At 57.2% G+C, this 24,037-nt stretch carries 16 protein-coding genes and 1 rRNA gene; 15 read left to right on the top strand and 2 right to left on the bottom strand.

Going from position 1 to position 24,037, the window contains the following annotated elements; translation table 11 throughout:
• Positions 1 to 98 precede the first annotated feature (98 nt).
• From NQZ67_RS22665 to NQZ67_RS22650, 4 genes are all read left to right on the top strand, one after another.
• On the top strand, positions 99 to 1,256 hold the full coding sequence (locus NQZ67_RS22665; RefSeq protein ID WP_257450400.1) for a response regulator: 1,158 nt from the start codon (positions 99 to 101) through the stop codon (positions 1,254 to 1,256).
• 222 nt (positions 1,257 to 1,478) lie between these two features.
• Complete coding sequence (gene uvrB / locus NQZ67_RS22660; protein WP_371825347.1) at positions 1,479 to 3,488, top strand: excinuclease ABC subunit UvrB; 2,010 nt, start codon at positions 1,479 to 1,481, stop codon at positions 3,486 to 3,488.
• Positions 3,489 to 3,503: 15 nt separating this feature from the next.
• Positions 3,504 to 6,389: an excinuclease ABC subunit UvrA gene (uvrA, locus tag NQZ67_RS22655; protein WP_257450397.1), complete on the top strand. Its 2,886-nt coding sequence runs from the start codon at positions 3,504 to 3,506 to the stop codon at positions 6,387 to 6,389.
• Between the two features lie 351 nt (positions 6,390 to 6,740).
• Complete coding sequence (locus NQZ67_RS22650) at positions 6,741 to 6,968, top strand: hypothetical protein (RefSeq protein ID WP_257450395.1); 228 nt, start codon at positions 6,741 to 6,743, stop codon at positions 6,966 to 6,968.
• A 58-nt stretch (positions 6,969 to 7,026) separates the two neighbouring features.
• On the opposite strand, the gene NQZ67_RS22645 is transcribed toward NQZ67_RS22650, so the two are convergent.
• Positions 7,027 to 7,995, bottom strand: coding sequence for a sugar phosphate isomerase/epimerase family protein (locus tag NQZ67_RS22645; RefSeq protein WP_257450393.1), 969 nt, complete (start codon positions 7,993 to 7,995; stop codon positions 7,027 to 7,029).
• A 255-nt stretch (positions 7,996 to 8,250) separates the two neighbouring features.
• On the opposite strand from NQZ67_RS22645, the gene NQZ67_RS22640 reads away from it, so the two are divergent.
• The 4 genes from NQZ67_RS22640 to NQZ67_RS22625 all read left to right on the top strand — a co-directional run bounded on the left by NQZ67_RS22640 (position 8,251) and on the right by NQZ67_RS22625 (position 13,333).
• Positions 8,251 to 10,782 (top strand): U32 family peptidase, encoded by a 2,532-nt coding sequence (locus NQZ67_RS22640; protein WP_257450391.1) that lies wholly within the window; start codon positions 8,251 to 8,253, stop codon positions 10,780 to 10,782.
• Between the two features lie 157 nt (positions 10,783 to 10,939).
• Positions 10,940 to 11,521: an RNA polymerase sigma factor gene (locus NQZ67_RS22635; RefSeq protein WP_257450389.1), complete on the top strand. Its 582-nt coding sequence runs from the start codon at positions 10,940 to 10,942 to the stop codon at positions 11,519 to 11,521.
• Complete coding sequence (locus tag NQZ67_RS22630; protein WP_257450386.1) at positions 11,496 to 11,825, top strand: hypothetical protein; 330 nt, start codon at positions 11,496 to 11,498, stop codon at positions 11,823 to 11,825. The genes NQZ67_RS22635 and NQZ67_RS22630 overlap by 26 nt, the downstream gene beginning before the upstream one ends.
• Positions 11,825 to 13,333, top strand: coding sequence for a tetratricopeptide repeat protein (locus NQZ67_RS22625; protein WP_257450384.1), 1,509 nt, complete (start codon positions 11,825 to 11,827; stop codon positions 13,331 to 13,333). Before NQZ67_RS22630 ends, NQZ67_RS22625 begins: the two co-directional genes overlap by 1 nt.
• A 52-nt stretch (positions 13,334 to 13,385) precedes the next feature.
• Here NQZ67_RS22625 and NQZ67_RS22620 read toward each other — a convergent pair whose 3' ends face one another.
• Positions 13,386 to 14,189 carry an AAC(3) family N-acetyltransferase gene (locus NQZ67_RS22620; RefSeq protein WP_257450383.1) on the bottom strand — a complete coding sequence of 268 codons (804 nt, stop codon included), beginning with the start codon at positions 14,187 to 14,189 and terminating at the stop codon, positions 13,386 to 13,388.
• A gap of 463 nt (positions 14,190 to 14,652) precedes the next feature.
• Here NQZ67_RS22620 and NQZ67_RS22615 point away from each other — a divergent pair, with 463 nt between their 5' ends.
• The 7 genes from NQZ67_RS22615 to NQZ67_RS22585 form a co-directional block, all read left to right on the top strand.
• On the top strand, positions 14,653 to 15,948 hold the full coding sequence (locus NQZ67_RS22615; protein ID WP_257450381.1) for a sugar ABC transporter substrate-binding protein: 1,296 nt from the start codon (positions 14,653 to 14,655) through the stop codon (positions 15,946 to 15,948).
• A complete protein-coding gene (locus NQZ67_RS22610) occupies positions 15,945 to 17,255 on the top strand; it encodes a carbohydrate ABC transporter permease (protein WP_257450379.1) in 1,311 nt (436 codons plus the stop codon). The genes NQZ67_RS22615 and NQZ67_RS22610 overlap by 4 nt, the downstream gene beginning before the upstream one ends.
• Positions 17,252 to 18,085 (top strand): sugar ABC transporter permease, encoded by an 834-nt coding sequence (locus NQZ67_RS22605; protein ID WP_257450376.1) that lies wholly within the window; start codon positions 17,252 to 17,254, stop codon positions 18,083 to 18,085. Before NQZ67_RS22610 ends, NQZ67_RS22605 begins: the two co-directional genes overlap by 4 nt.
• A gap of 120 nt (positions 18,086 to 18,205) precedes the next feature.
• Complete coding sequence (gene pcrB, locus NQZ67_RS22600) at positions 18,206 to 18,916, top strand: heptaprenylglyceryl phosphate synthase (RefSeq protein WP_257450373.1); 711 nt, start codon at positions 18,206 to 18,208, stop codon at positions 18,914 to 18,916.
• A 159-nt stretch (positions 18,917 to 19,075) separates the two neighbouring features.
• A complete protein-coding gene (gene pcrA, locus NQZ67_RS22595) occupies positions 19,076 to 21,463 on the top strand; it encodes a DNA helicase PcrA (RefSeq protein ID WP_257450371.1) in 2,388 nt (795 codons plus the stop codon).
• A gap of 84 nt (positions 21,464 to 21,547) precedes the next feature.
• Positions 21,548 to 23,548, top strand: coding sequence for an NAD-dependent DNA ligase LigA (gene ligA, locus NQZ67_RS22590; RefSeq protein ID WP_257450595.1), 2,001 nt, complete (start codon positions 21,548 to 21,550; stop codon positions 23,546 to 23,548).
• Between the two features lie 364 nt (positions 23,549 to 23,912).
• Positions 23,913 to 24,037, top strand: a 16S ribosomal RNA gene (locus tag NQZ67_RS22585); the annotation flags it as partial.

Raw genomic sequence — 24,037 nt, 5'->3', positions numbered from 1 at the left:
TCACAAATCATGCGATGGCCATAGAACTTTTTACGATAAGTTATCGTTAATAGAGTAGGATTAAAAATAAGAGACGGATCGCAGTTGAGGTGCGTGACATGAAACTAATGATTATTGATGACGAGGCCTTGGCTCTCGCGCATTTAGAAAATATGCTGCATGCAGCGTCCGAGCACTTTTCCTTGCCTATAGAAGTGAGTCCATTTCAATTGGCCGAGGATGCTTTGAGGGAAGCGCCTGCAATTAAGCCTGACGTTGTTTTCCTGGATATTCATATGCCGGGGAAATCCGGACTGCAAACCGCGATCGACATGCAAGAGGGGTTACCGCAGACGGATATCGTGTTCGTGACGGCTTATGACGAATATGCGGTTCAAGCGTTCGACATCAACGCCATGGATTATATACTTAAGCCCTATACGCTGGAGAGAGTCGTCAAAACGCTGGAGCGGATCGTATCGAGGCGAGTAATGGCTTCCAAGAAGCCGGCGGAAGCGCAGGGAGAAATGCCTTTTAAGCAGCGCATCCATAGCTTTCGCACGATCCGGTTCGAGAAGGCAGGCCTCGAGCCCGAGCTTCCGAAATGGCGGACGTCCAAGGCTCAGGAGCTGTTCTCCTATTTGCTCCACAGACGGGGGGAAGTTGTACTTAAATCGACGATTATGGAGCTGCTTACCCCTGAGCTTGAACCGAAGAAAGCCACCACGCAGCTATATACGGTCGTCTACCAAATACGGCAATGCTTGCGCCAGTTCGGGTTGGACGTCACGATCAATAACTCGAGCATTCAGGAAGGCTACGTGCTGAACACGGGCGCCACGATCGTCGCCTCGGAGGAATGGGAGCAGCGGCTTGAACAGCTGCAAATGCGAAGCTCGGAGACGGCTGCCGAGGCTGAACGGCTGCTGGAGCAATACGATGGCGATTACTTGGAGGATCACGACTACGTGTGGGCGGAGAACGAACGGGAGAGGCTTCGCCAAGTTTGGCTAACCCACGCTAGAAGACTTGCCGCCTATTACATGCGGGAGAGCGACTGGAACGCTGCTTTGACGCTGTATGAGCGAATTCAGTCCTTCGAGCCTTATAATGAAGAAGAAGGGCTGATCACCTTGCAGCTGCTTGAACGGTGCAATCAACACGACAAGGTGGGCTTGCACTATCGCAAGCTTCAGGAGGTATTCGTGGATGACCTCGGCATTTCCATGCCGAGCGTGCTGGAGAAATGGTACGCGAACTGGCGTTTAAATCTATAGGTTGCTTGAGGTGGGAAAAATGGTTACGAAAGGCGTCTTCGAGTGTGGAGGACGTCTTTTTACATTTCTTTCCGATTGGCGGATTTCGCATTGCAACCCGTATCCGATAACGCTATAATGAATGGGAACACATATTCTTATATAACCTATTTCGAATGGATATATTTTAATAGAATCCGACCATACTGATTGAGAAGAGAGTGCGGACGAGGAGGTCAAGCCGTGAGTGAACCCCAAACAGGGACCAAGGACGACAATGTGTTCCAGCTGAAATCCGAATATAAGCCGCAGGGCGACCAACCGAAAGCGATTCGGGAGCTCGTGGATGGCGTGCTGGCAGGGAAGCGGCATCAGACTCTGCTCGGGGCGACGGGAACGGGCAAGACGTACACAATCGCGAACGCGATAGCGGAGTTGAACCGGCCCACGCTTGTCATTGCCCACAACAAGACGCTCGCCGCGCAGCTGTGCAGCGAGTTTAAGACCTTCTTCCCCGATAACGCGGTTGAGTATTTCGTCAGCTACTACGACTACTATCAGCCGGAAGCCTACATCCCATCCACCGACACATTCATCGAGAAGGATTCCAGTATTAACGACGAGATCGACAAGCTCCGGCACTCCGCCACGAGCGCGCTGTTCGACAGGCGCGATGTGATCATCGTAGCCAGCGTATCGTGTATTTACGGCTTGGGTTCGCCATCCGAATACGGCAGCATGGTGCTGTCCCTGCGGGTTGGCATGGAGAAGTCGCGCGACGCGATTCTGCACAAGCTGGTCGACATCCAGTACGCGAGGAACGATATCAGCTTCACGCGGGGGACGTTCCGGGTGCGCGGGGATATCGTGGAGATCTTCCCTGTCGCCAATAACGAACGGGCGATTCGGGTGGAATTGTTCGGCGACGAGATCGAGAGGATTTCGGAGATCGACGTCCTGACGGGAGAGATCGTCGGGGAACGGGAGCATGCCGCGATCTTCCCGGCGTCCCACTTCGTGACCCGCGAAGAGACCATGAAGCTCGCCCTCGTGAATATCGAACGGGAGCTGGAAGAACGCCTCGCCGAGCTGCGCGAAGCCGGCAAGCTTCTAGAAGCGCAACGGCTGGAGCAGAGAACCCGCTATGACCTAGAGATGATGGCCGAGATGGGCTTCTGCTCGGGCATCGAGAACTACTCCGGTCCGCTGACGTTCCGGGAGCGTGGAGCAACGCCATATACGCTGCTCGACTATTTTCCGGAAGATATGCTCGTCGTCATCGACGAGTCCCACGTGTCGCTGCCTCAGATCCGGGCGATGTTCAACGGCGACCGCGCGCGGAAGGAGATGCTCGTTAATCACGGCTTCCGCCTGCCGTCGGCGATGGACAACCGGCCGCTGCGATTCGAGGAGTTCGAGGAGAAGACGAAGCAGCTGATCTACGTATCCGCGACGCCAGGCCCGTACGAGCTGGAGCATTGTCCGACCATGACGGAGCAGATCATTCGTCCGACGGGATTGCTGGATCCGATTATCGATATCCGTCCGACCAAAGGACAGATCGACAATCTTCTCGAAGAAATCCGCGAACGGATCGCCAAGGACGAGCGCGTGCTGGTCACGACGCTGACGAAGAAGATGGCGGAAGACCTGACCGACTACTTGAAGGAAGTCGGCATTAAGGTCCGCTATTTGCACTCCGATATCAAGACGCTGGAGCGTCTGGCGATTCTGCGCGATTTGCGCCTCGGCGTCTTCCATGTGCTCGTGGGCATCAACCTGCTCCGGGAAGGTCTCGACTTGCCTGAGGTGTCGCTGGTGGCGATTCTGGACGCGGACAAAGAAGGCTTCCTGCGTTCGGACCGCTCGCTTATCCAGACGATAGGCCGGGCCGCGCGGAACTCCGAAGGCCGGGTTATTATGTTTGCCGACAAAATGACGGATTCGATGGACCGCGCGATCAAGGAGACGGAGCGCCGCCGCGCGATTCAGATAGCCTTCAACGAGAAGCACGGCATCCAACCGCAGACGATCCGCAAACGGGTTCACGATGTCATCGAAGCGACGAAGGTGGCGGAGCAGAAGGCGGATTACTTGACGGGCGCAAGTCCGGACAAGATGACGAAGAAGGAACGCCAGTCGCTTATCGAGCGGCTGGAGAGCGAAATGAAAGAAGCGGCGAAGAGTTTGCAGTTCGAACGCGCGGCCGAGCTGCGCGACGCTCTGCTCGAGCTTCGCGCCGAGATGGGATAGCAGGAGGAGAAACCAGTGGCTAGTGACAAGATCGTAGTGAAGGGCGCCCGCGCCCACAATTTAAAAAATATAGACGTGACGATCCCGCGCGACAAGTTCGTCGTATTGACGGGACTTAGCGGCTCCGGCAAGTCATCGCTTGCCTTCGACACGATCTACGCGGAGGGCCAGCGCCGCTACGTCGAGTCGCTCAGCGCCTACGCGCGCCAGTTCCTTGGCCAGATGGAGAAGCCCGATGTGGACTCGATCGACGGCTTGTCCCCGGCGATCTCCATCGACCAGAAGACGACCAGCCGCAATCCGCGTTCGACGGTCGGCACGGTTACGGAAATCTACGATTATCTGAGGCTATTGTTCGCGAGAATCGGCCGGCCGCATTGCCCGGATCACGGCATCGAGATCACTTCGCAGACCGTACAGCAGATGGTCGATCGAATTATGGAGTACCCGGAGCGTACGAAGCTTCAAATCCTGGCGCCCCTCGTCACCGGCCGCAAAGGCGAGCATGCGAAGCTGTTCACGGATATTCAGAAGCAAGGCTTCGTCCGCGTCCGCGTTAACGGGGAGCTGAGAGAGCTCAGCGAGAAGATCGAGCTTGAGAAGAACAAGAAGCATACCATCGAAGTAGTCGTGGACCGGATCGTCGTGAAGCCGGACATTCACGCGCGGCTGGCGGACTCTCTGGAGACGGCCCTTAAGCTTGCGGAAGGACGGGTGCTTGTCGACGTCATGGAGCAGGAGGAGCTGCTGTTCAGCTCCAATCTGGCATGTCCTGAGTGCGGCTTCAGCATCGACGAGCTTGCGCCGAGGATGTTCTCCTTCAACAGCCCGTACGGAGCTTGCCCGGAATGCGACGGACTGGGGGCGAAGATGATCGTCGATCCGGATCTGCTTGTGCCGGATGCAAGCAAGACGATCGAAGAAGGAGCATTCCTTGCATGGGCGGGTAGCACGTCGAATTACTATCCGCAATTTCTAAGCGCGGTTTGCGTTCATTATGGGATTCCGCAGAATGTCCCGGTATCGGATATTCCGGCGGAGCAGATGAAGAAGCTGCTGTACGGCACAGGCGGGGAGAAAGTACGGTTTATCTACGAGAATGATTTCGGCCATCGCAAGGAAGCCTTCGTGCCGTTCGAAGGCATCGTTAACAATCTCGAGCGCCGCTATCGCGATACGCCTTCCGAAGCAATGCGCGAGCATATCGAAGGATACATGAGCGCGAAGCCTTGCGCCAGCTGTAAGGGGCAGCGCCTGCGCAAGGAGACGCTGGCCGTTACGATCGGCACGCAGAACATCGCTCACGTCACGAACCTGTCCATCGGGGAAGCACAGCGTTATTTCGACAGCCTGTCGCTCACGGATAAGGAGCAGACGATCGCGCATTTGATTTTGAAGGAAATCAACAGCCGGCTCGGCTTCCTGGTTAATGTCGGACTCGAATATTTGACGCTGAGCCGCGCGGCCGGGACGTTGTCCGGCGGCGAAGCGCAGCGGATTCGCTTGGCAACGCAGATTGGCTCCAGCTTAATGGGCGTTCTCTACATCCTGGACGAACCGAGCATCGGGCTCCACCAACGGGATAACGACCGGCTCATACAGACGCTCGAGCATATGCGCAATCTGGGCAACACGCTTATCGTCGTCGAGCATGACGAAGATACGATGCTGGCAGCCGATTACATTATCGATATCGGTCCCGGAGCGGGCATCCACGGCGGACAGATCATTTCGCAGGGTACGCCGAAGGAGGTCATGGACGACGAGAATTCCCTGACCGGCCAGTACCTCAGCGGCCGCAAGTTCATCGAGGTTCCGCTCCAGCGCAGAGCAACGGGCGACAAGTGGATCGAGGTCCGCGGCGCGAAGGAGAACAACCTGCGCAATGTGAACGTGAAGATTCCGCTTGGCGTATTCACCGCCGTAACCGGCGTGTCCGGCTCCGGCAAGTCGACGTTCGTCAATGAGATTCTGTACAAGACGCTTGCGCGCGACTTGAACAAAGCGAAGGTCCGTCCCGGGCAGTACAAGGAATTCCGCGGGCTTGAGCATTTGGAGAAGGTCATCGATATCGACCAATCGCCGATCGGACGCACGCCGCGTTCCAACCCGGCAACGTATACGGGCGTCTTCGACGACATCCGCGATTTGTACGCCAGCACGAACGAATCCAAGGTGCGCGGCTACAAGAAAGGCCGCTTCAGCTTCAACGTGAAGGGCGGCCGCTGCGAAGCTTGCCGCGGAGACGGCATCATCAAGATCGAGATGCATTTCTTACCGGACGTATATGTCCCTTGCGAAATTTGCAAAGGCGCGCGTTACAACCGCGAGACGCTCGAGGTGAAATACAAGGGCAAAAATATTGCCGAAGTGCTGGAGATGACCATCGAGGACGGCTGCGTCTTCTTCGAGAATCATCCGCGCATCCACCGTAAGGTGAAGACGCTTCTGGATGTCGGTCTTGGTTACATGAAGCTTGGCCAGCCCGCAACGACCTTGTCCGGCGGCGAAGCGCAGCGCGTGAAGCTGGCGGCGGAGCTGTACAGACGCAGTACCGGCAAAACCTTGTATATTCTCGACGAACCGACAACGGGGCTTCATGTGCACGATATTGATCGCCTGCTGACGGTCCTCCATCGTCTGGTCGATTCGGGCGAATCGGTGCTGGTCATCGAGCATAACCTGGACGTCATCAAGACGGCGGATTATTTGATCGACCTAGGGCCTGAAGGCGGCAACGGGGGCGGAACGATCGTAGCGACCGGCACGCCGGAGCAAGTGGTGAAGGTGGAGCAGTCCTACACCGGCCGTTACCTAAAGCCTATTATGGACAGAGATCGCGAACGTACGGTCGAGCGCTACAAGAACAAGGAGCATGTAGGCGCGGGTGTCTCCGAATAGCTGAATCTCTTATATCTTGTTGTGTGAAATGCGTTAAAACATAAAACCTGCCTATTGCTGAAAATGGCGATAATAGGCAGGTTTTATGTTGTTCCATTCCCGGACATATATGTGAAAATGGACAAGACGGGTAAGACGCCTTGAAGGGAATGGAGACAAAGTTATAGTTCAGGGAAGAGTTGGACATTTTAAGGAATGCGGAAGAGAAGCGGGGATGAAGAGGCAAGCCCGAATAAGAGCCGCCAAAATCGTGACAAACTTGTTACGAAAACGGTTTGAGGCTTGCATCAAAAGCGTCTAAAAGCTAACATAGAGTAATATTAGGTTACGTGTGACTAAAGGAGGTCCCTTATGTTTTTGGCGGAAGAAGCGACAGAGGTTGTCAAAGGCTACGAACCGTTCGACTTTTTTATGCTGGCTCTGACGGTAATCATTGCGATCGGATTTGTCCGTCTGCTGATGGCTCGTCCTAGAAAAAACCTGTTCGCTATCGCCTTTACGGCTGTAGCGCTCGGATTGTTCCTGTTCATCGATTACGTGATGCTTTTCGAAGTAGGACTGTATCGCGTAAAAGGCTAAACAAAGCCCAATAAGAAGCACCGCCGGAGTCCGGCGGTGCTTTTATTTTACCCTTGGCTTATACCCACCACATCTCGCCGAGCGGCTCGCGGATCAGGACTTGCTGCAGGTTTTGTACGGCTTTGGTGAAGCCTTCGTCGACGGACATCAGACCGTCCTCGTGCTCGATGCTCACGACGTAGTCGTAGCCTACGAGGCGAAGAGCGCTGATGATGTCGGCCCATACTTTGAGGTCATGGCCGAATCCGACGGTTCGGAACTGCCAAGCGCGGTCCAGCATGAGCGAATACGATTGCATGTCGGTTACGCCGTGACGGTTGACGTTGATCGGATCGATCGTCGTGTCTTTGGCATGGAAGTGATGGATCGCTCCGGCGCGGCCCAGGATATGTACCGCTTGTACCGGATCGATGCCTTGCCACCACATGTGGCTTGGATCAAGATTCGCGCCGATCGCGTTGCCGGCTGCTTCGCGAAGACGGAGCAGAGTCGCCGGGCTGTGTACGGAGAAGCCGCCATGCAGCTCGAGGCCGATTTTCACGCCTGCTTTTTCGGCGATGCCGCCGATCTCGGACCAATATGGAATAACTTTTTGCTCCCATTGCCATTTCAGGATGTCTTGGAAATCGTTCGGCCAAGGAGCCACCGGCCAGTTCGGATATTTGGCGTCCTCATGATCGCCCGGGCAGCCGGAGAACGTGTTCACGACTTCGACTTCGAGACGATTCGCAAGCTCGATCGTCTTGCGGATGATCGCGTCGTCCGGAGCGGCAAGTGCCTTCTGCGGGTGCAGCGGGTTGGCGTGGCAGCTCAGTGCGCTGATAATCAGTCCGCGCGATTCTACCGCCTGCTTAAACGCTTTCAGTTTGCCGGCATCGGCAAGGAGAACGTCCGGGTCGCAATGCGCGTTGCCGGGATAGCCGCCTGTGCCGATTTCTACGGCTTCAAGGCCTTTGGAAGCGATATAGTCGAGTGCTTCCTCCAATGGTTTCTGCGAGAACAATACGCTGAATACGCCTAATTTCATAAACGCTTAACCTCCTGAATCCAAGTGTTTGGATTGAATTTTCAAAGTCAGCACTAGTATATCATTTCCCGCTGTGCAACAGATGTGTGCAACCTCATTTTGGCAAAATAACATAATAACTCGGCAAAACTGATAAGGACTTGCCGCTGCCAGTAATGTTTGGTGGATTCAGCCCGCCCCGTTTGATAAACTAGTAGAGGCAATACGGATATAGCGCGGGCGCCTTACGCCTCGCGATGAGAGGATAATTCATAGATGAATACAAACGAATTGACAAGATCGGATATTGAATTGCTGGCTCCGGCCGGCGATTGGGATTGCATGCGCGCTGCCGTTGCGAACGGCGCGGACGCGATATTTTTTGGCGTGGAGAAATTCAATGCGCGGGCCCGCGCGAACAATTTCCGCAGCGAAGAGCTGCCGGAAATTATGGCGTTCCTCCACACCTATGGCGTGAAGGGCTTTCTGACGTTCAACATTCTCGTATTCGAAGACGAATTGCGAGACGCGCAGAAGCTGATCGAGATGTGTATCGACGCCGGGGTGGATGCGGTGATCGTGCAGGATTTGGGTCTCGTGAAGCTGATTCGCGAGCTGTCGCCGGACTTCCCGATTCACGGCTCGACGCAGATGACGATCACGTCGCCCGAGGCTGTCGAGTTCACGAAGCCTTACGATATGGAACGAGTGGTGCTGGGCCGCGAAAACAATCTGAAGCAAATCAAGACGATCGGCGAACAAGCGAAGCTTCCGATGGAAGTGTTCGTGCATGGCGCGCTGTGCGTTTCCTACTCGGGCCAATGTCTCACCTCCGAGATGTGGGGCGGCCGCTCCGCCAACCGAGGCGAATGCGCGCAGGCCTGCAGGCTGCCCTACGACCTGATGGTGGACGGGGAGCATAAGCCGATGGGCGATATCGCGTATTTGCTGTCGCCGAAGGATCTGGCGGCCATCGATATCGTGCCGGAGCTGATCGAAGCGGGCGTCACTTCGTTCAAGATCGAGGGCCGGCTGAAGAGCCCGGAATACGTGGCGAACGTCGTGAGCAAATACCGTGCGGCGATCGACAAATATTTCGACGGCGACCGTTCGAAGCCTTCCAAGGAGGAAGTGCGGGAGCTGCAGCAAAGCTTCTCGCGCGGGTTTACGCATGGCTTCCTGCAAGGAACGAACAACAAAGAACTGGTCGAAGGCACCTTCCCGAAAAGCCGCGGCGTCTATCTGGGGCGAGTGGAGCGCGTCATGCGCGACGCGGTGACGGTGCGTCTCGATGCGCCGGTGAAACGCGGCGACGGCATCGTGTTCGACGCCGGCGATCCGACGAAGAAGGAAGAAGGCGGACGCGTCTATGACGTGCGTCGCCAAGGCGTGAAGCTCGAGGGCGAAGCGCCGGAGGGCGCTTTGATCGAGCTGGTGCCAGGCCGCAACGACGTCGATCTGCGCAAGGTGCATGTGGGCGACCGCGTCTGGAAGACCAGCGATCCGGCGCTTGATAAGCGACTGCGCGCGACGTTCGAGACGGAGAAGCCGTACCGCGTATTTCCGCTTCACGTTCGCGTGACGGGCGTCGTCGGCGAGCCGCTTCGTACCGTGTGGACGGATGTGCAGAAAGGCACGACGGTTGAAGTCGTTTCCGAGATGCCGCTCGAAGCGGCGCAGAAGCGTCCGATGGACGAAGCACTGTTGGCGGATCAGCTGGGCCGTCTCGGCGGCACGGTCTATCAGCTGGACAAGATCGACGTGCATCTGCAAGGCGACCTCATCGTGCCGGTTCGCGAGCTGAACCGGATGCGCCGCGAAGCGGTTGAGCAGCTGGCGGGCGAGCGTCCGAAGCCGCCGAAGTATATCAAGCATGAAGTCGACGCGTTCGCGGACGCGCATCAGAATAACCGGGCGGAGCTGATGGCGAAGCGCAGCGGCAAGGATGCCCAGCTGACGGCGCTCTGCCGGAGCCTCGAGCAGGTGGAAGCGGCGATTCGTTACGGCGGCGTGTCCTATATCTACGCCGACTTCGAATTCATCAAGCAGTTCCCGGCTGCCGTGGAGGCCTGCCGCAAAGCCGGCGTGCCGATCGCGCTGGCTACGCCTAGGATCCACATGCCGGGCGAGAACGGCTACCACGCGAACATTCTGAAGCTGAAGCCGGATGCCGTGCTTGTGCGGAACACGGGAGCGCTCTACTATTACCTGCGCGCCCGCGCCGCCAATCCGGGGCAGCCGTTCCCTAAGCTCATCGGCGACTTCTCGCTCAACGTGGCAAATCATAAAGCGGTCAAGCTGTTCTCCGAAGTGGGCGTCGACCTGATTACGCCGTCGTACGATCTGAACATCCAGCAGATGGTCGATCTGCTCGAGCGCTCGGACACGTCGAAGCTGGAGGTTGTTATCCATCAGCATCTGCCGATGTTCCATACGGAGCACTGCGTGTACTGCACGTTCATGAGCGAAGGCACCAACTATACGAACTGCGGGCGTCCGTGCGAGGAGTCCCGCGCGTCGCTGCAGGACCGGATCGGCATGTCCCATCCCGTACGAGTGGACGAAGGCTGCCGCAATACGGTCTATAACGCGATCGAGCAATCCGGCGCGGAATATATCAAAAACTTCATCGAGCTTGGCGTATCGCACTTCCGCGTCGAGTTCCTGGAGGAGTCCGGCGATAAGGTCGGCGAGGTGCTGTCGCTCTACCGCGACGCCCTGGACGGCCGGATCAGCGGCACGCAAGTCTGGCGCAGCCTGAAGGCGACGAACCAGCTGGGCGTCACGCGCGGCCAGCTGGTGAAGTAGCGCACCGCCCAGGCGGGTGCACTCAGCCCGGCGCAACGCGAACGAAGAGACTGTCTCATCTTGAGACGGTCTTTTTTTGCGTTGCTGCAACCAAACGTGCGGCTGGAGGCATCGTTATAGATAGAGAGCGTAATGGGAGCAAAAGGCAGGTGAAGGCATGGATGAGGAGTCGCGGATTTTGGAGGGACTTCGGCAAGGTGAAGCGGAGGCGGCCGGGTTGTTAATGGACCGTTACGGTAGCGATATTTTGCGGACGGCCGTCCTTCTGCTGAAGGACCGGCAATGGGCCGAGGATGTCGCGCAGGAGACGTTCCTCCTAGCGTGCCGGCGAATCCATCAGTTTCGCGGGGATGGCTCCTTGCGCGGGTGGCTGCTTCGGACGGCCATTCATCTGTGCAGGGGGAGGATGCGACGAGCGGCTTGGAAGCGGCTGTTGTTCAATCTGTCGGATGAAGCCGCGGAACATGAAGCGCTCCATCCGCTACCGGCAGTCAGTCCGGGCTCGACGGAGTGGGTCAACCGTATGACGCTTCGCGACGAGATCGGCAAGCTGCCTTACAAATACAGGGAGGTCATCGTGCTGCATTATTTTCAGGACATGCGGACCTCGGACATCGCCGGGTTGCTGGGAGAGCCGGAAGGCACGGTGAAGAGCAGGCTGAAGCGGGCCAGAGGCCAGCTGAAACAACATTTGGAGGATGGGGGTTGGGAGCATGAACGAACGATTCAAGGAGGATGAGCAAATTAGGAATGAGCTGCGGACGGAGCTGGAACACGTGGTGTTCAGCGGGAAGCTGAAACAGAACGTCCTCGAAAGCCTCGAACCTGGACGCTCCTTCTGGAAAAAAGAAATCGTCATACCCTTGCCGGTCATCGCCTTCGCCCTTATTCTCATCGCGGCCATCCCAGTCGCCGGCTGGCGGCACGCGGTGTCCCTGCAGGGGGAGACCGCTATCGCAGAACGGCCGAATGAAGAGAAAATCGTCGTCTCCGCGGCAGGGGTCTTCTACGAATCCCAGCTCAAGAGGGAGGGGGATCGCTAATGCGCATCACGGTGAGAGCTTTGGCCGGCATGATCGTGACGGCTATCCTGCTGTGCTGGTTCGGATATCAACAGCTGCCTTCGTTGCTTTATTACAACGGCTTCCCGGAAGCGGTGCTCCAGTGGTTCCCGAACAGCGAATATGCCAAGCCGGCGGCTAACGAGATGGCGTATGAGTATTTTGAGAATACGGGACTCGACAGCGAAAATTATTTTTTTATATCTCCTTCGGGGTGGGGGACTTCGAGCAGCGGCCAAACGGTGTCAGCCAAGCAGAAGGAAGCGGCCGCGGAGAAGCTGGAGCAATTGCTGGATCAATTCGGCTCCGGTGAGATGACAGCCGATGTGCGTTTTCGATTGGCTAAGCTGTACTTCTGGACCAAGCAATGGGACAAAGCGGAAGCACTGCTCCGGGATTTCGTCATATCGGAAGGAAGCGAGAGTAACTGGGCGGGAGAGCAAAAGGCCTTTCTTGCTGTCTTGGATTCGCGTTACAAGCGATCGGATTCGGTACCTTCTGTTGAAGGGGTGCTTCGGATCGGCGGCAAGCCGGTGCCCGATGCCTTCGTATTCCTGCACGAAGCGGACAGCTCTGGTTATCATTCGCAGCCGTTCAACGAGTATCCGATGGCGATTACGGACGCTGAAGGAACGTATCGCTTTTATGATCTGGAGCCTAACCGCTATGAAGCCGGAGCCGGCTTGCTACCAGAGCAGATTGCAGGCTACGTCCTGGCTGAGCAGCCGAGCAAAACCTTCGAGGTAAGGGACGGAACGACCGCATCCCACGATATCGACTTCCAGCCGCAGATTAAGGTCTTAGCTCCTACTCGGCATGAACTCATCGAAGGAGAAGAAATCACGTTCCGTTGGGAGCCTTACGAGGGCGCGGCTTATTACAAGCTGTCCGTTACGACGCCATTTCGCGACGAAAATGGAAAATACGCCGGCGGGGTAACCACTCAGCTGTCCGATCGGAAGTATGAAACCCCCACCGCAAGCTACTCCATAGGAGGACCGGTCGAATACAACGGGAGCTCGGACAAGTCCTACGAACAAGACGGATCCGTCATTCTCCTAACATCAGGACTCCTCGGCAAGCTGCATCCCGGCGGCGAATTCATCTGGTCGGTCGACGCGTATGACGCGGATGGCCGCAAGCTGTCCAGCTCCGCGGGCTACTATCTGAACGAGGACGCGGTCGCCCCCTTATTCCGCATCTCGGAGGAGGGCATGCTGGAGGGGGACCGCTTCATCTTGGAAAACAAATACGAGGAAGCGATCGTAGCCTACGAGAAGGAAGGCGGCAATGATCGAGCGCTAAGAGTGCTCGCGAGACTGGCCGAGCAGGGCATAACGCGGGAGGATGGCGATCCCTCCAAAGCGTTTGCCTATCTTAAACGCCTGAAGGAGCCGACGCAGAATGACCTGCAGGAAATGGTCAGACTGGAGCAAGCGGCGGAGAAAACCCAGGGGAGCAGTCCCCCGGCTCCGACCAACCAGCCATAAGGCCAACCGCAATACAGGGTGCCCCTCCCCCCATCAGGACGCAGCTCTACGGCTAATTCCGATGCCGCTCCATCCAATCGACGGCCCAGTCGACCAGCTGGCGCTGGCGCAAGAGCCGGACTTCCGCGCCGCCAACGAAGCAGGGCTGCAGACGGATCTCCCGCTCGAACGCTGCGCCAAGTGCCTTGAAATCGCCGTCGTCCACGGCTTGCGTCTCGTAGGAGACCCATTCGCGGACGCCGCCGCGCATAACGGCGCTGCTCTCGCGTTTATGCCGTTTCCCGGCGAAGCGGGCTCTCGTCTCGGCGAGGTGCAGCGACGTGTTTTTGTCATGGCCCACTCCGATCAGCAGCACGCGGGCATCGAGCTCGTACAGCTTCCCGAGCGGCGAGCTGTCGTCGAATATCCGGCTCAGGTCATGATGCGCCGTAATCTCCGCGGCATGCTTGCCTACGGCGGCGAAGGAACGGGCGGGATGGGCCGACCGGCAAGCGCCGGGCCAGGTGCGGAGCATCTCGGCGACGGCGCCCATGCCGATTGACGGCGTGACCCGAGGATCGTAAGCGGGCCAATGCTTGCGAAGCGCCGGCCACCATTCGACGGGCTCCTCCCAATGCACGCCTTCCGAGGGATCGAGATTTTTCCAGGTTTGGCTTGGCATGACGAGCGTGCCTTCTTCCCCTAGCACCTCAAGCAGCGCCCGCACCACCGTTTCCGCCCCGCCGACCACGAAGCCCAGCTTTCTCATGGCGCAATGCGCGATGACGGTCTGTCCTTCGGCCAGACCGGCTTCCCGGAAGCCGCGAATCAAATCTCCTTTTACGAGCAGTACTCTTCTTTCGGTTTTGGTTTCCATTGCGATTCCCCCATGTCAGAATTTGCAGGAACAAAAAATACCCCGCTACGCGAAGTAGCGGGGTTGTCATCCGGCGTTGCCGGAGAAGCAGTAGCCCTCGAATTGTTTGCTTGGCTGCATCATAGCAGACCTTCATTGAACCTGGCAAGAGGGTAAATTCGTCCGCACAGCAGCAGAACTAGAAAATTTTAGAATATTAGATGTTCCGTGAGCGAAATGGAGATAAATGGCCATTATTTCCGAAAATCGAACGAGAATCGCCCCAAATCGGAATTGCGAGCGCTTTAAACGGCGATCTATACTAAACCTGCGAAAGCGGCATCAGGGATTGTCACACGACAATTTGAAGGCCATGATACCCGAAGGGGTACAACCTCGAATAAGTCTAACGACTTGGAGGTTGTACCTCTTTTTTGTCGTGTCCGCATGTCGTTTTTAGCCTAGAGAAGAGGGGTGCGCAAGGATGAAAAAAAACAAAACGAAGGGGATCGCGCTGCTTACGCTGCTGCTGCTTCTGGCCGTCGTGGCCGGCGCTTGCAGCGGTACGGGCGCGTCGAATGCCGGGAACGCGGTTCCGGCCGATTCGGCGGGCGCGGAGAATGACGGATCCGAGGAGCTTGCTCCGGAGAAGGGCGCCAAGCTGGTCGTATGGGAGGCCCAGGAGCAGGTCGCGTACATGGAGAAGGTGGGCAAAGCGTTCGAGGAGGCTTACGGCGTTCCCGTCACGGTCGAGACGGTGGCGGGAGGCGACCAAGGAGCCCGTCTCGCCACGGACGGTCCGGCCAAGACGGCGGCCGACATTCTGACGCTGCCGCATGACCAGATCGGTTTGGCGGTGAAAGCGGGCTTGCTGCTCCCGAACGACGCCTATGAAGAAGAGACGAGGACGAGTGCCGTCGAGACCGCCGTTGCGGCTTCCAGCTACGAAGGCGTCCTGTATGGCTATCCGAAATCGGTGGAGACGTACGCCATGTTTTACAACAAGGATCTGTTCCCCGAGCCTCCGCAAACCTGGGAAGAGATCATCGCGTTCGCCAAGACGTATAACAAGCCGGACGAGTCGAAATACGCTATCATGTGGGAGTTTGTCGGCTATTATTCCTATCCGTTCATCGGGAGCTACGGCGGTTACATGTTCGGCGACAACAATACCAACCCGGACGACCTTGGCATCAACAAGGGGGACGTCGTGAAGGGCTTCGAATTTCTCCGCTCGCTGAAAGAGATTCTGCCGATGAACGCGGGAGACATCACCTACGACGTGAAGACGCAGCTGTTCCAGGACGGCAAGCTAGCTCTGAACGTAGACGGACCTTGGTCGGTATCGGCTTTCAAGGACCAAGTAAATTTCGGCGTGGCGCCGCTCCCCTCATTCCCGAACGGGCAGCCTGCAATCAGTCTGTCCGGGGTCAAATCGTATTACGTCAACGCGTATTCGGAATACCCGATCGCCGCGAGAATGTTCGCCCATTTCGCCAGCTCCAAGGAGAATCAGCTGCTGAACTACGAGATGACGGGCGCGATCCCGGCCAATATCGAAGCGGGAGAGGATCCGTCGATTCAGAACGATCCGATCACGAGCGGGTTCTTCCGCCAATTCGAGCAATCCGTTCCGATGTCGTCCGTTGCCGGCGTCGATCTGGTGTGGGACGGTCTTCAATCCGCGTTCGTCTCCCTCTGGAACGACCCGAGCTTGGACATTAAGCAGACGCTGGATCAAATCGCGCAAAATATTAAGGACGGCATGGCGGCCAAATGACGGCGCATCGCATAGCAGGCGCATGGCTATCCGTCCTGCTCCCCGGGCTCGGCCAGCTCTATCATCGGCAGCTTGGCAAAGGATTGTCGTTCGCGGCCGTCGCCGCGGCCGGATGGTACGCGATCGTCTTTCAATTGGCGGAACGCATCGAAGGGCTCCTGACGCTGGGCACGAATCCGAGCGGCTTCCGAAAAGTCGGCAAGCTGAGCGTGATGATGGAAGGGGATCACTCGATCTTCCTCATGGTGGAGGGACTGATCGCTTTGTTCCTTGCGTTCCTGTTCGCCGCGTTCTATCTCCTCTGCGTCCGCGACGCCTATCGGACCGGTATGCTGCGGGAACGGGGAGATGTGCCGCCCCGGCTCAAGGAGTCGCTGAAGCAGGCGGGCTATAAGCATTTTGCATACGTCGTGCTGTTTATTCCGTTGTCGGCGGTGTTGTTCCTTACGGTGCTGCCGCTCGTGTTCTCCATTTTGCTGGCTTTCACGAATTATGCCGACCCGGTGCTTCCGCCGGCTCATCTCCTGGACTGGGTCGGGCTGCAAAATTTCGTCAACATGCTTCGCATGGATATCTGGAGCGGCACGTTCACCGGCATCCTCTCGTGGACGATCGTGTGGGCGGTGCTGGCGACGGTTACGACTTATGTCGGAGGAGTGCTGGTCGCCATCCTGATCTCGCAGCCGAGGCTTCGCTGGAAGCGGTTTTGGCGGACGGCGCTCATCGTGCCGTTCGCCATCCCGAACATGGTGTCGCTGCTGGTCATGCGCAATATGTTCAACAACCAATTCGGCCCGGTCAACCGGTATTTGGCCTACTTCGGTATAGAGGGCATCCCGTGGCTGACGGACCCGTTCTGGGCCAAAGCGACGGTCATTCTGGTCAACATGTGGATCGGCATGCCAGTTACGATGATCCTGGCGTTCGGCGTCCTCACGACGATTCCGAAGGACTGGTACGAAGCAGCCGAAGTGGACGGAGCGGGGACGTTCCAGAAGCTGAGGCACATCACGTTCCCGATGGTGCTGTTCTCGACCGCTCCCCTTCTCATCATGCAATTCGCGGGCAATATGAACAACTTCAACGTGATCTACCTGCTGACGAACGGCGACCCGGTCAATATCGACTACCAGTTCGCGGGCCATACGGATCTGCTCGTTACGTGGCTGTATAAGCTCGCTCTGAATCAATCGCAGTTCAGCTACGCGTCGGTCATCGGAATCGCGATCTTCCTGATCGTCGCTTCCTTGTCGATATGGAGCTATACCCGCACGAAATCGTACCGGGAGGAGGATATGATCCAATGAATACGAGACTGGACCGCTTCAAGCTCGGGGGGAGCTACGTCGTGCTCGTTATCCTGACCGCGATAAGCCTCTTCCCAGCGTTATGGATTCTGATGTCGTCGTTCAAGACGGGCAACAGCTTGTACAGCGACTCCCTTATTCCGAGAGAGCTGACGCTAGAGCATTACCGGAACCTGTTCGAGAATACCCAGTACATCCGCTGGTTCGCGAACACCTTCAAGGTCGCCGTCGGCTCCACGCTGCTCGGCACCGCTCTACTGCTGCTCGGCTCGTATGCGATATCCAGGTTCCGGTTCGCCGGGCGGAAGACGACGCTCAAGCTATTTTTGGTGCTGCAGATGTTCCCCGGGTTCATGGCTATGATCGCGATCTATATTCTGCTGAACTCGCTGGGGATGCTGAATTCGCATGGCGCCCTTATTCTCGTCTACGGCTCCGGAGCGATTATTACGAACGTATTCGTGGCCAAAGGTTTTTTCGACACCATTCCGCAAAGCCTGGAGGACGCGGCCAGAATCGACGGCGCCCATCATTTGCGGGTATTCCTGTCGATCATCGTTCCCCTCTCTACGCCGATGCTGACCTACTCCAGCTTGATGATATTCAACGGGGCTTTCGTCGACTTCCTGTTCGCCGATCTGATTCTTCGGACGGAGGAGCAGCGAACGCTTGCCGTCGGCCTGTACCGGATGGTCAGCCAGCGCAACTCCACGGAGTTTACGATGTTCGCCGCGGGAGCGGTTCTCGTGGCGGTGCCGGTTACTCTGTTATTCCTGTTTCTTCAGCGCTTTCTGATCGAAGGCCTGACGGCCGGCGCGTCGAAAGGCTAGCCCGATTGCCGGATGGATTTGACACGCCGCACCGCCTGTCTTAGCATAGAAATGGCGAATACGGGCATGCGGGGCATGCTTCGCTTGAACGGCGACACAAAAAGTGAGGCGTGAAAAGAGATGAAGGAAGCTTGGTTCTCGGAATGGCGGCATGTATTCAAACTGGATCCCGACAAACCTATTTCCGACGAGGCGCTGGACGCGCTGTGCATGTCCGGCACGGACGCGATTCTAATCGGCGGCTCCAGCGGCGTCACGTTCGAGAATACGGTCGATCTGATGTCGAGGGTAAGGCGGTACGAGGTGGACTGCGCGCTCGAGGTGTCGACCTTGGATGGCGCGGTGCCGGGCTTCGACGGATATTTCGTGCCGCTTGTTCTGAACACGGACCGGGCGGAATGGATTATAGGCAAGCAGATCGAAGGGCTGAAGGAATACGGTACGTTCGTTCCTTGGGAAGAGACGGCCGCGCAAGGCTATATTATATTGAACGAAGACGCCACGGCAGCCCAGGTGACGGGGGCGAACGCGGCTTTGGACGAGGAGGGGCTCATCGCCTACGTCCGCATGGCGGATAGGCTGATGAGGCTGCCCGTCATCTATCTCGAATATAGCGGACGATTCGGCGATATGCCGCTCCTCGCCAGCGCCCGTCGTGCCGTGCGGAACGCCCGCCTGTTCTACGGCGGCGGGATCGACTCCGCGGACAAGGCGCGTCAGGCGGCCGAGCACGCGCACACCATCGTTGTCGGAAACGTCATCTACACGGACCTGGCTGCGGCGTTATCCACGGTGGAAGCGGTTCGCGGCGGCGGCCGGCAGGAATTTTGATGAAATGAAACGGAACACCTAACGGCATCATAAGCCGTTGGGTGTTTTGTTTTTTTTGGCACCGGCAAAGCAGGAAATCGTTTCCCCAAATTGACAGCTACAGGGCGCCCGTCTAAACTGGGAATAGGCGAACAAAATGGCGAACAAAGGAGTTAAAGCATGTTCAATCATATAGGAATCGAAGAGGCGGTTCAGAAGCTTAATCCGCCGCAGAGAGAGGCTGTTCAGGCGACCGACGGTCCCCTTCTGATCATGGCCGGAGCGGGCAGCGGCAAGACGCGCGTGCTGACGCACCGGATCGCGTATCTCATCGAGAAGAAGCGAGTGGCGCCTTGGAGCATCCTCGCGATCACGTTTACCAATAAAGCATCCCGCGAGATGCAGGACCGGGTCAGCGCGCTCGTCGGCCCGTCAGGTCGCGATATATGGGTATCGACCTTCCACTCCATGTGCGTGCGCATTCTGAGGAAGGACATCGACCGGATCGGCTTCACCTCCAACTTCTCCATCCTGGACTCGTCCGATCAGCTGTCCGTCATCCGCAACTGCATGAAGGATCTGAAGATCGACACGAAGAAGTTCGAGCCGAAGGCGGTTCAGGCGGCGATCAGCGGAGCGAAGAACGAGCTCATTACGCCGAAGAGCTTCGAACAGAAGGTCGGCGATTATTTCGACGAGCTCGTGGCGAAGGTGTACGAGATGTACCAGAAGCGGCTGAAGAGCAACAACTCGCTCGATTTCGACGACCTGATCATGAAGACGATTCAGCTGTTCAAGGAAGTGCCGGAGGTTCTCGAGTTTTATCAAAATAAATTCCGTTATATCCATGTCGACGAGTATCAGGATACGAACAGGGCCCAGTACATGATCTGCCGGATGCTGGCCGACAAGCATCATAATATATGCGTCGTCGGCGACAGCGACCAGTCGATCTACCGCTGGCGCGGCGCGGACATCACGAACATCCTGAACTTCGAGAGCGACTATCCCGAAGCCTGCGCCATTATGTTGGAGCAGAATTACCGCTCCACGTCGAACATTCTCGACGCGGCCAACGCCGTCATCAAGCGCAACACCGGACGCAAGCCGAAGAAGCTGTGGACGGAGCAGGGCGCCGGCGACATGATCAAGCTGTATCAGGCGGACTCGGAGCATGACGAGGGGTATTTCGTAACGGGGGAAATCCGCAAAAACGTAAACAAAGGCCGCCGTTACTCCGACCACGCGATCTTGTACCGGACGAACGCGCAGTCCCGGGTCATCGAGGAAATTTTGATCAAATCCGATATCCCTTATCAAATCGTAGGCGGCATCAAGTTCTACGACCGCAAAGAGATCAAGGATATCCTCGCCTATCTGCGCCTGATTTCCAATCCGGACGACGACATCAGCCTGGCCCGCATCATCAACGTGCCGAAGCGAGGCATCGGCGATACGACGGTCGCCAAGCTGGAGGAGGAGGCCGCTCGCAGGGGCACGTCCGTGTACCGCGTCCTCTCCGATCTTGGCGATGTGGAAGTGAATGGCCGCACGCGGACGCTGCTCGGCGAATTCTATACGCTCATTTATAACCTGACCTCGATGGTCGATTATTTGACCGTGACGGAGCTGACGGAGAAGGTGCTCGAGTTGTCCCAGTACCGGGTAGAGCTGCATCGCGAGAATACGCTCGAATCCAAAGCGCGCATCGAGAACATTGACGAGTTCCTGTCCGTGACGATGGATTTCGAGCAGCGCAACGAAGACAAGTCTCTTGTTGCGTTCTTGACGGACTTGGCTCTGATCGCGGATATCGACTCGATGAACAAAGACGAGGAAGAAGCGGACAAAGCGGGCGATGCGGTCGTCCTCATGACGATGCACAGCGCCAAAGGCCTCGAATTCCCGATCGTCTTCATCATCGGCATGGAGGAATCGGTCTTTCCGCATAGCCGGGCGCTCATGGACAACGAAGAGCTCGAAGAAGAGCGGAGGCTCGCTTACGTCGGCATCACGCGGGCGGAGGAGAAGCTTTATCTGACTTGCGCGCGCATGCGCACCTTGTTCGGCCGCACGAGCATGAACTCGCCGTCGCGCTTCCTGGAGGAAATTCCGGATGAGGTACGCGAAGGCGTGTCGACGAGCATCGGCGGAAGCGGGGGCAGCGGCGGCTTCGGCCGTTCGACGGGCTCGCGGTTTACCGGCGGTACCGGCGGAGCGCCGTCTTCGAGCGCGGCATCGCGCCAGACGGGCTTCGGAGCGGGGACGGGTCGCATCACGGGAAGCGGCTCGCCGTCAGGCGGCGGCGTCCGCGTCAGCACGCCGTTCGATGCTTCGCGCGGCGCGAAGCTGACAGGCGGAACGGCTGCCAGCGGCGCTGCTGCCGGGGCCCCGGGAGCGGGAGGCGATTACGCGGTCGGCGATCGCGTCGCGCACGGCAAGTGGGGCGAAGGCACAATCGTGGCCGTCAAGGGAGCGGGCAAGGACAAGGAGCTTCAGGTCGCTTTCCCGGCGCCGATCGGCATCAAGCGTCTTCTTTCCGAATTTGCTCCTCTCACGAAGCTGTAACTAGAGGAATGAGACGGGCTCGCGTTGAACATAATCGATAGGAAAGATCGACCAATTAAGGGAGGCTTGGCCGTGAACGCAAGCATGGATCGGATGAAGGAGCTTATCGCTCTAATTACGGAGCATAATTACTATTATTACACCATGGACCAGCCGCAGCTGAATGACGCCGACTACGATAAGCTTTACGACGAGCTCGTCGCGATGGAGCGGGAGACGGGCGTCACGCTGCCGGATTCGCCGACTCTTCGCGTTGGAGGCGATCTGCTGAAGGGCTTCGAGCCGCATCGTCACCGGGCCCGTCTATGGAGTCTCGACAAAGCGCAGGATCAAGAGGATCTGCTCGCTTGGCATGCGCGCGTGCTCCGGGCCATCGCCGATTATAACGCGAAGAATCCGAACCAGGAGCCCCTGCCGGACCCGAGCTACGTCATCGAGCTGAAGTTCGACGGATTAACCTTGAATTTGACGTACGAGAACGGAGTGCTCGTCCAGGCTTCTACGCGCGGCAACGGCACGGTCGGCGAAGGCATTCTCGCTCAGGTTCGCACGATCAAGTCGATTCCGCTGACGATTCCTTTTACGGGCGGAATTATTGAAGTGCAAGGCGAAGGCATCATGGGTTTGTCCGTCCTTGCCAAATACAACGAGACGGCGGTCGAGCCGCTCAAGAACGCCCGCAACGCGGCGGCCGGCGCTCTCCGCAACTTGAACCCGGCGGTGACGGCGGAGCGGAAGCTTGACGCTTTTATCTATAATATCGGCTATGCGGAAGGCGTAAGCTTCCGGGATCATCGCGAGCTCCAGCAATTCCTCAAGAATAATCGCTTCAAGGTCAATCCTTACGTCAAGTACGCGGATACGATCGAAGAAGTGCAGGCCGAGCTTGTGGAGATCGCGGCGCGCCGGGATTCGTTCGATTTCTTGATCGACGGCGCTGTCGTGAAGCTGACCGACATGAGGACGAGAGAAGCGCTGGGATATACCGACAAGTTCCCACGCTGGGCCGTGGCGTTCAAATTCGAAGCTGAAGAGACGACTACCGTGCTGGAGTCGGTTTCCTGGGAGGTAGGCCGTACGGGCAAAATAACGCCGGTCGCCCGCGTCGAAGCCGTCGAGCTGGCGGGCGTGACGGTGCAGAACTGTACGCTCAATAACATTGGCGACATCGAACGGAAAAACTTGAAGCACGCTCTCGGCACCTTGGTATCGATTCGCAGATCCAATGACGTTATTCCCGAAATATTGGGCAAAGCCGACGACGAGCCAGGACAGGAAATCGTTTACCCTAGGGTCTGTCCATCCTGCAGCACGGAGCTGGAGCAGCGCGGTGCCCATCTGTTCTGCAACAACAAGCTCGGCTGCCGTCCGCAGATCATTGGTCGGATCACGCACTTCGCATCCCGGGATGCGATGGATATCGAATCGTTCAGCGTGATGACCGCGGAGCAGCTGTATGCCGATTGCGAGGTGCGCGACCCTGCCGACCTCTATGCGCTGAGCTTCGACGATCTAATCAAGCTGGAGCGTTTCGGCGAGAAGAAGGCGCAGAAGCTTCTTGACGCGCTTGAGAAATCGAAGAGCCGCGATTTGGCGGCGTTCTTGTTCGCGCTCGGTATACCGAATACGGGCAAAGCCACGACCAAAATGCTAGCGGATCACTACAGGGACTTGGATGCGGTTATGCGCGCTACGGCCGAAGAGCTGGTCGGATTGCCGGATATCGGCGGCATCGTGGCGGAGAGCATTGTCGGTTTCTTCGCCGATCCGATCATGGCGGACAGCATCGCGCGCATGCGGGCTCTTGGCGTGAAAGCGGAGGCGGAGAGGGCGCCGGAAGTGCGGACCGACAGCGTGTTCAGCGGCAAGACCGTCGTTCTGACGGGAACGCTGCCTACTATGACTCGAGATGAAGCGGCTAAGCTGCTCGAGGCGCAGGGCGCGAAAATTTCGGGAAGTGTCTCCAAGAAGACGGACTTTGTTATCGCCGGCGAAAGCGCCGGCAGCAAGCTGACCAAAGCACGCGACCTCGGCGTAACCGTTATTGATGACGAAGCGGAGCTTCTGCGGTTGCTGGGGCAATAAATAGGTGGGACTGTTCTCTCTATAATAGGAGGGACAGTCCTTTTTCATGTAAGCCGCAATCGTCGATTAAATTGTAAAAAACTTCAAGTTGTTTTTTGTTTTCTGATGTGGTACATTATTTCTTGTCGCTTCTGAGACACGAATGAACAAGCCGAAACGGTTCGAAAAAATCGAAAACGAAAGCTTGACACTCGGAACGGAAGATGATAACATAACATCTTGTCACGACAAAACGTGACGAACAAGTTCTTTGAAAACTGAACAAATGGATCACGTCAAAATCCAAACAACAATTTGATGCTCGGACAGGCTTCGGCCAAGACGGCATCTTAGCTAGTAACGAATTGAGCAAGTCAAACTAACTTTTATGGAGAGTTTGATCCTGGCTCAGGACGAACGCTGGCGGCGTGCCTAATACATGCAAGTCGAGCGGATCTTACCCTTCGGGGTAAGGTTAGCGGCGGACGGGTGAGTAACACGTAGGTAACC

The organism is Paenibacillus soyae (genome assembly GCF_024623455.1).
Classification (GTDB): domain Bacteria; phylum Bacillota; class Bacilli; order Paenibacillales; family Paenibacillaceae; genus Pristimantibacillus; species Pristimantibacillus soyae.
Note: the sequence above shows the minus strand (reverse complement) of the source record. Positions and strands in the feature narration are given on the sequence as shown.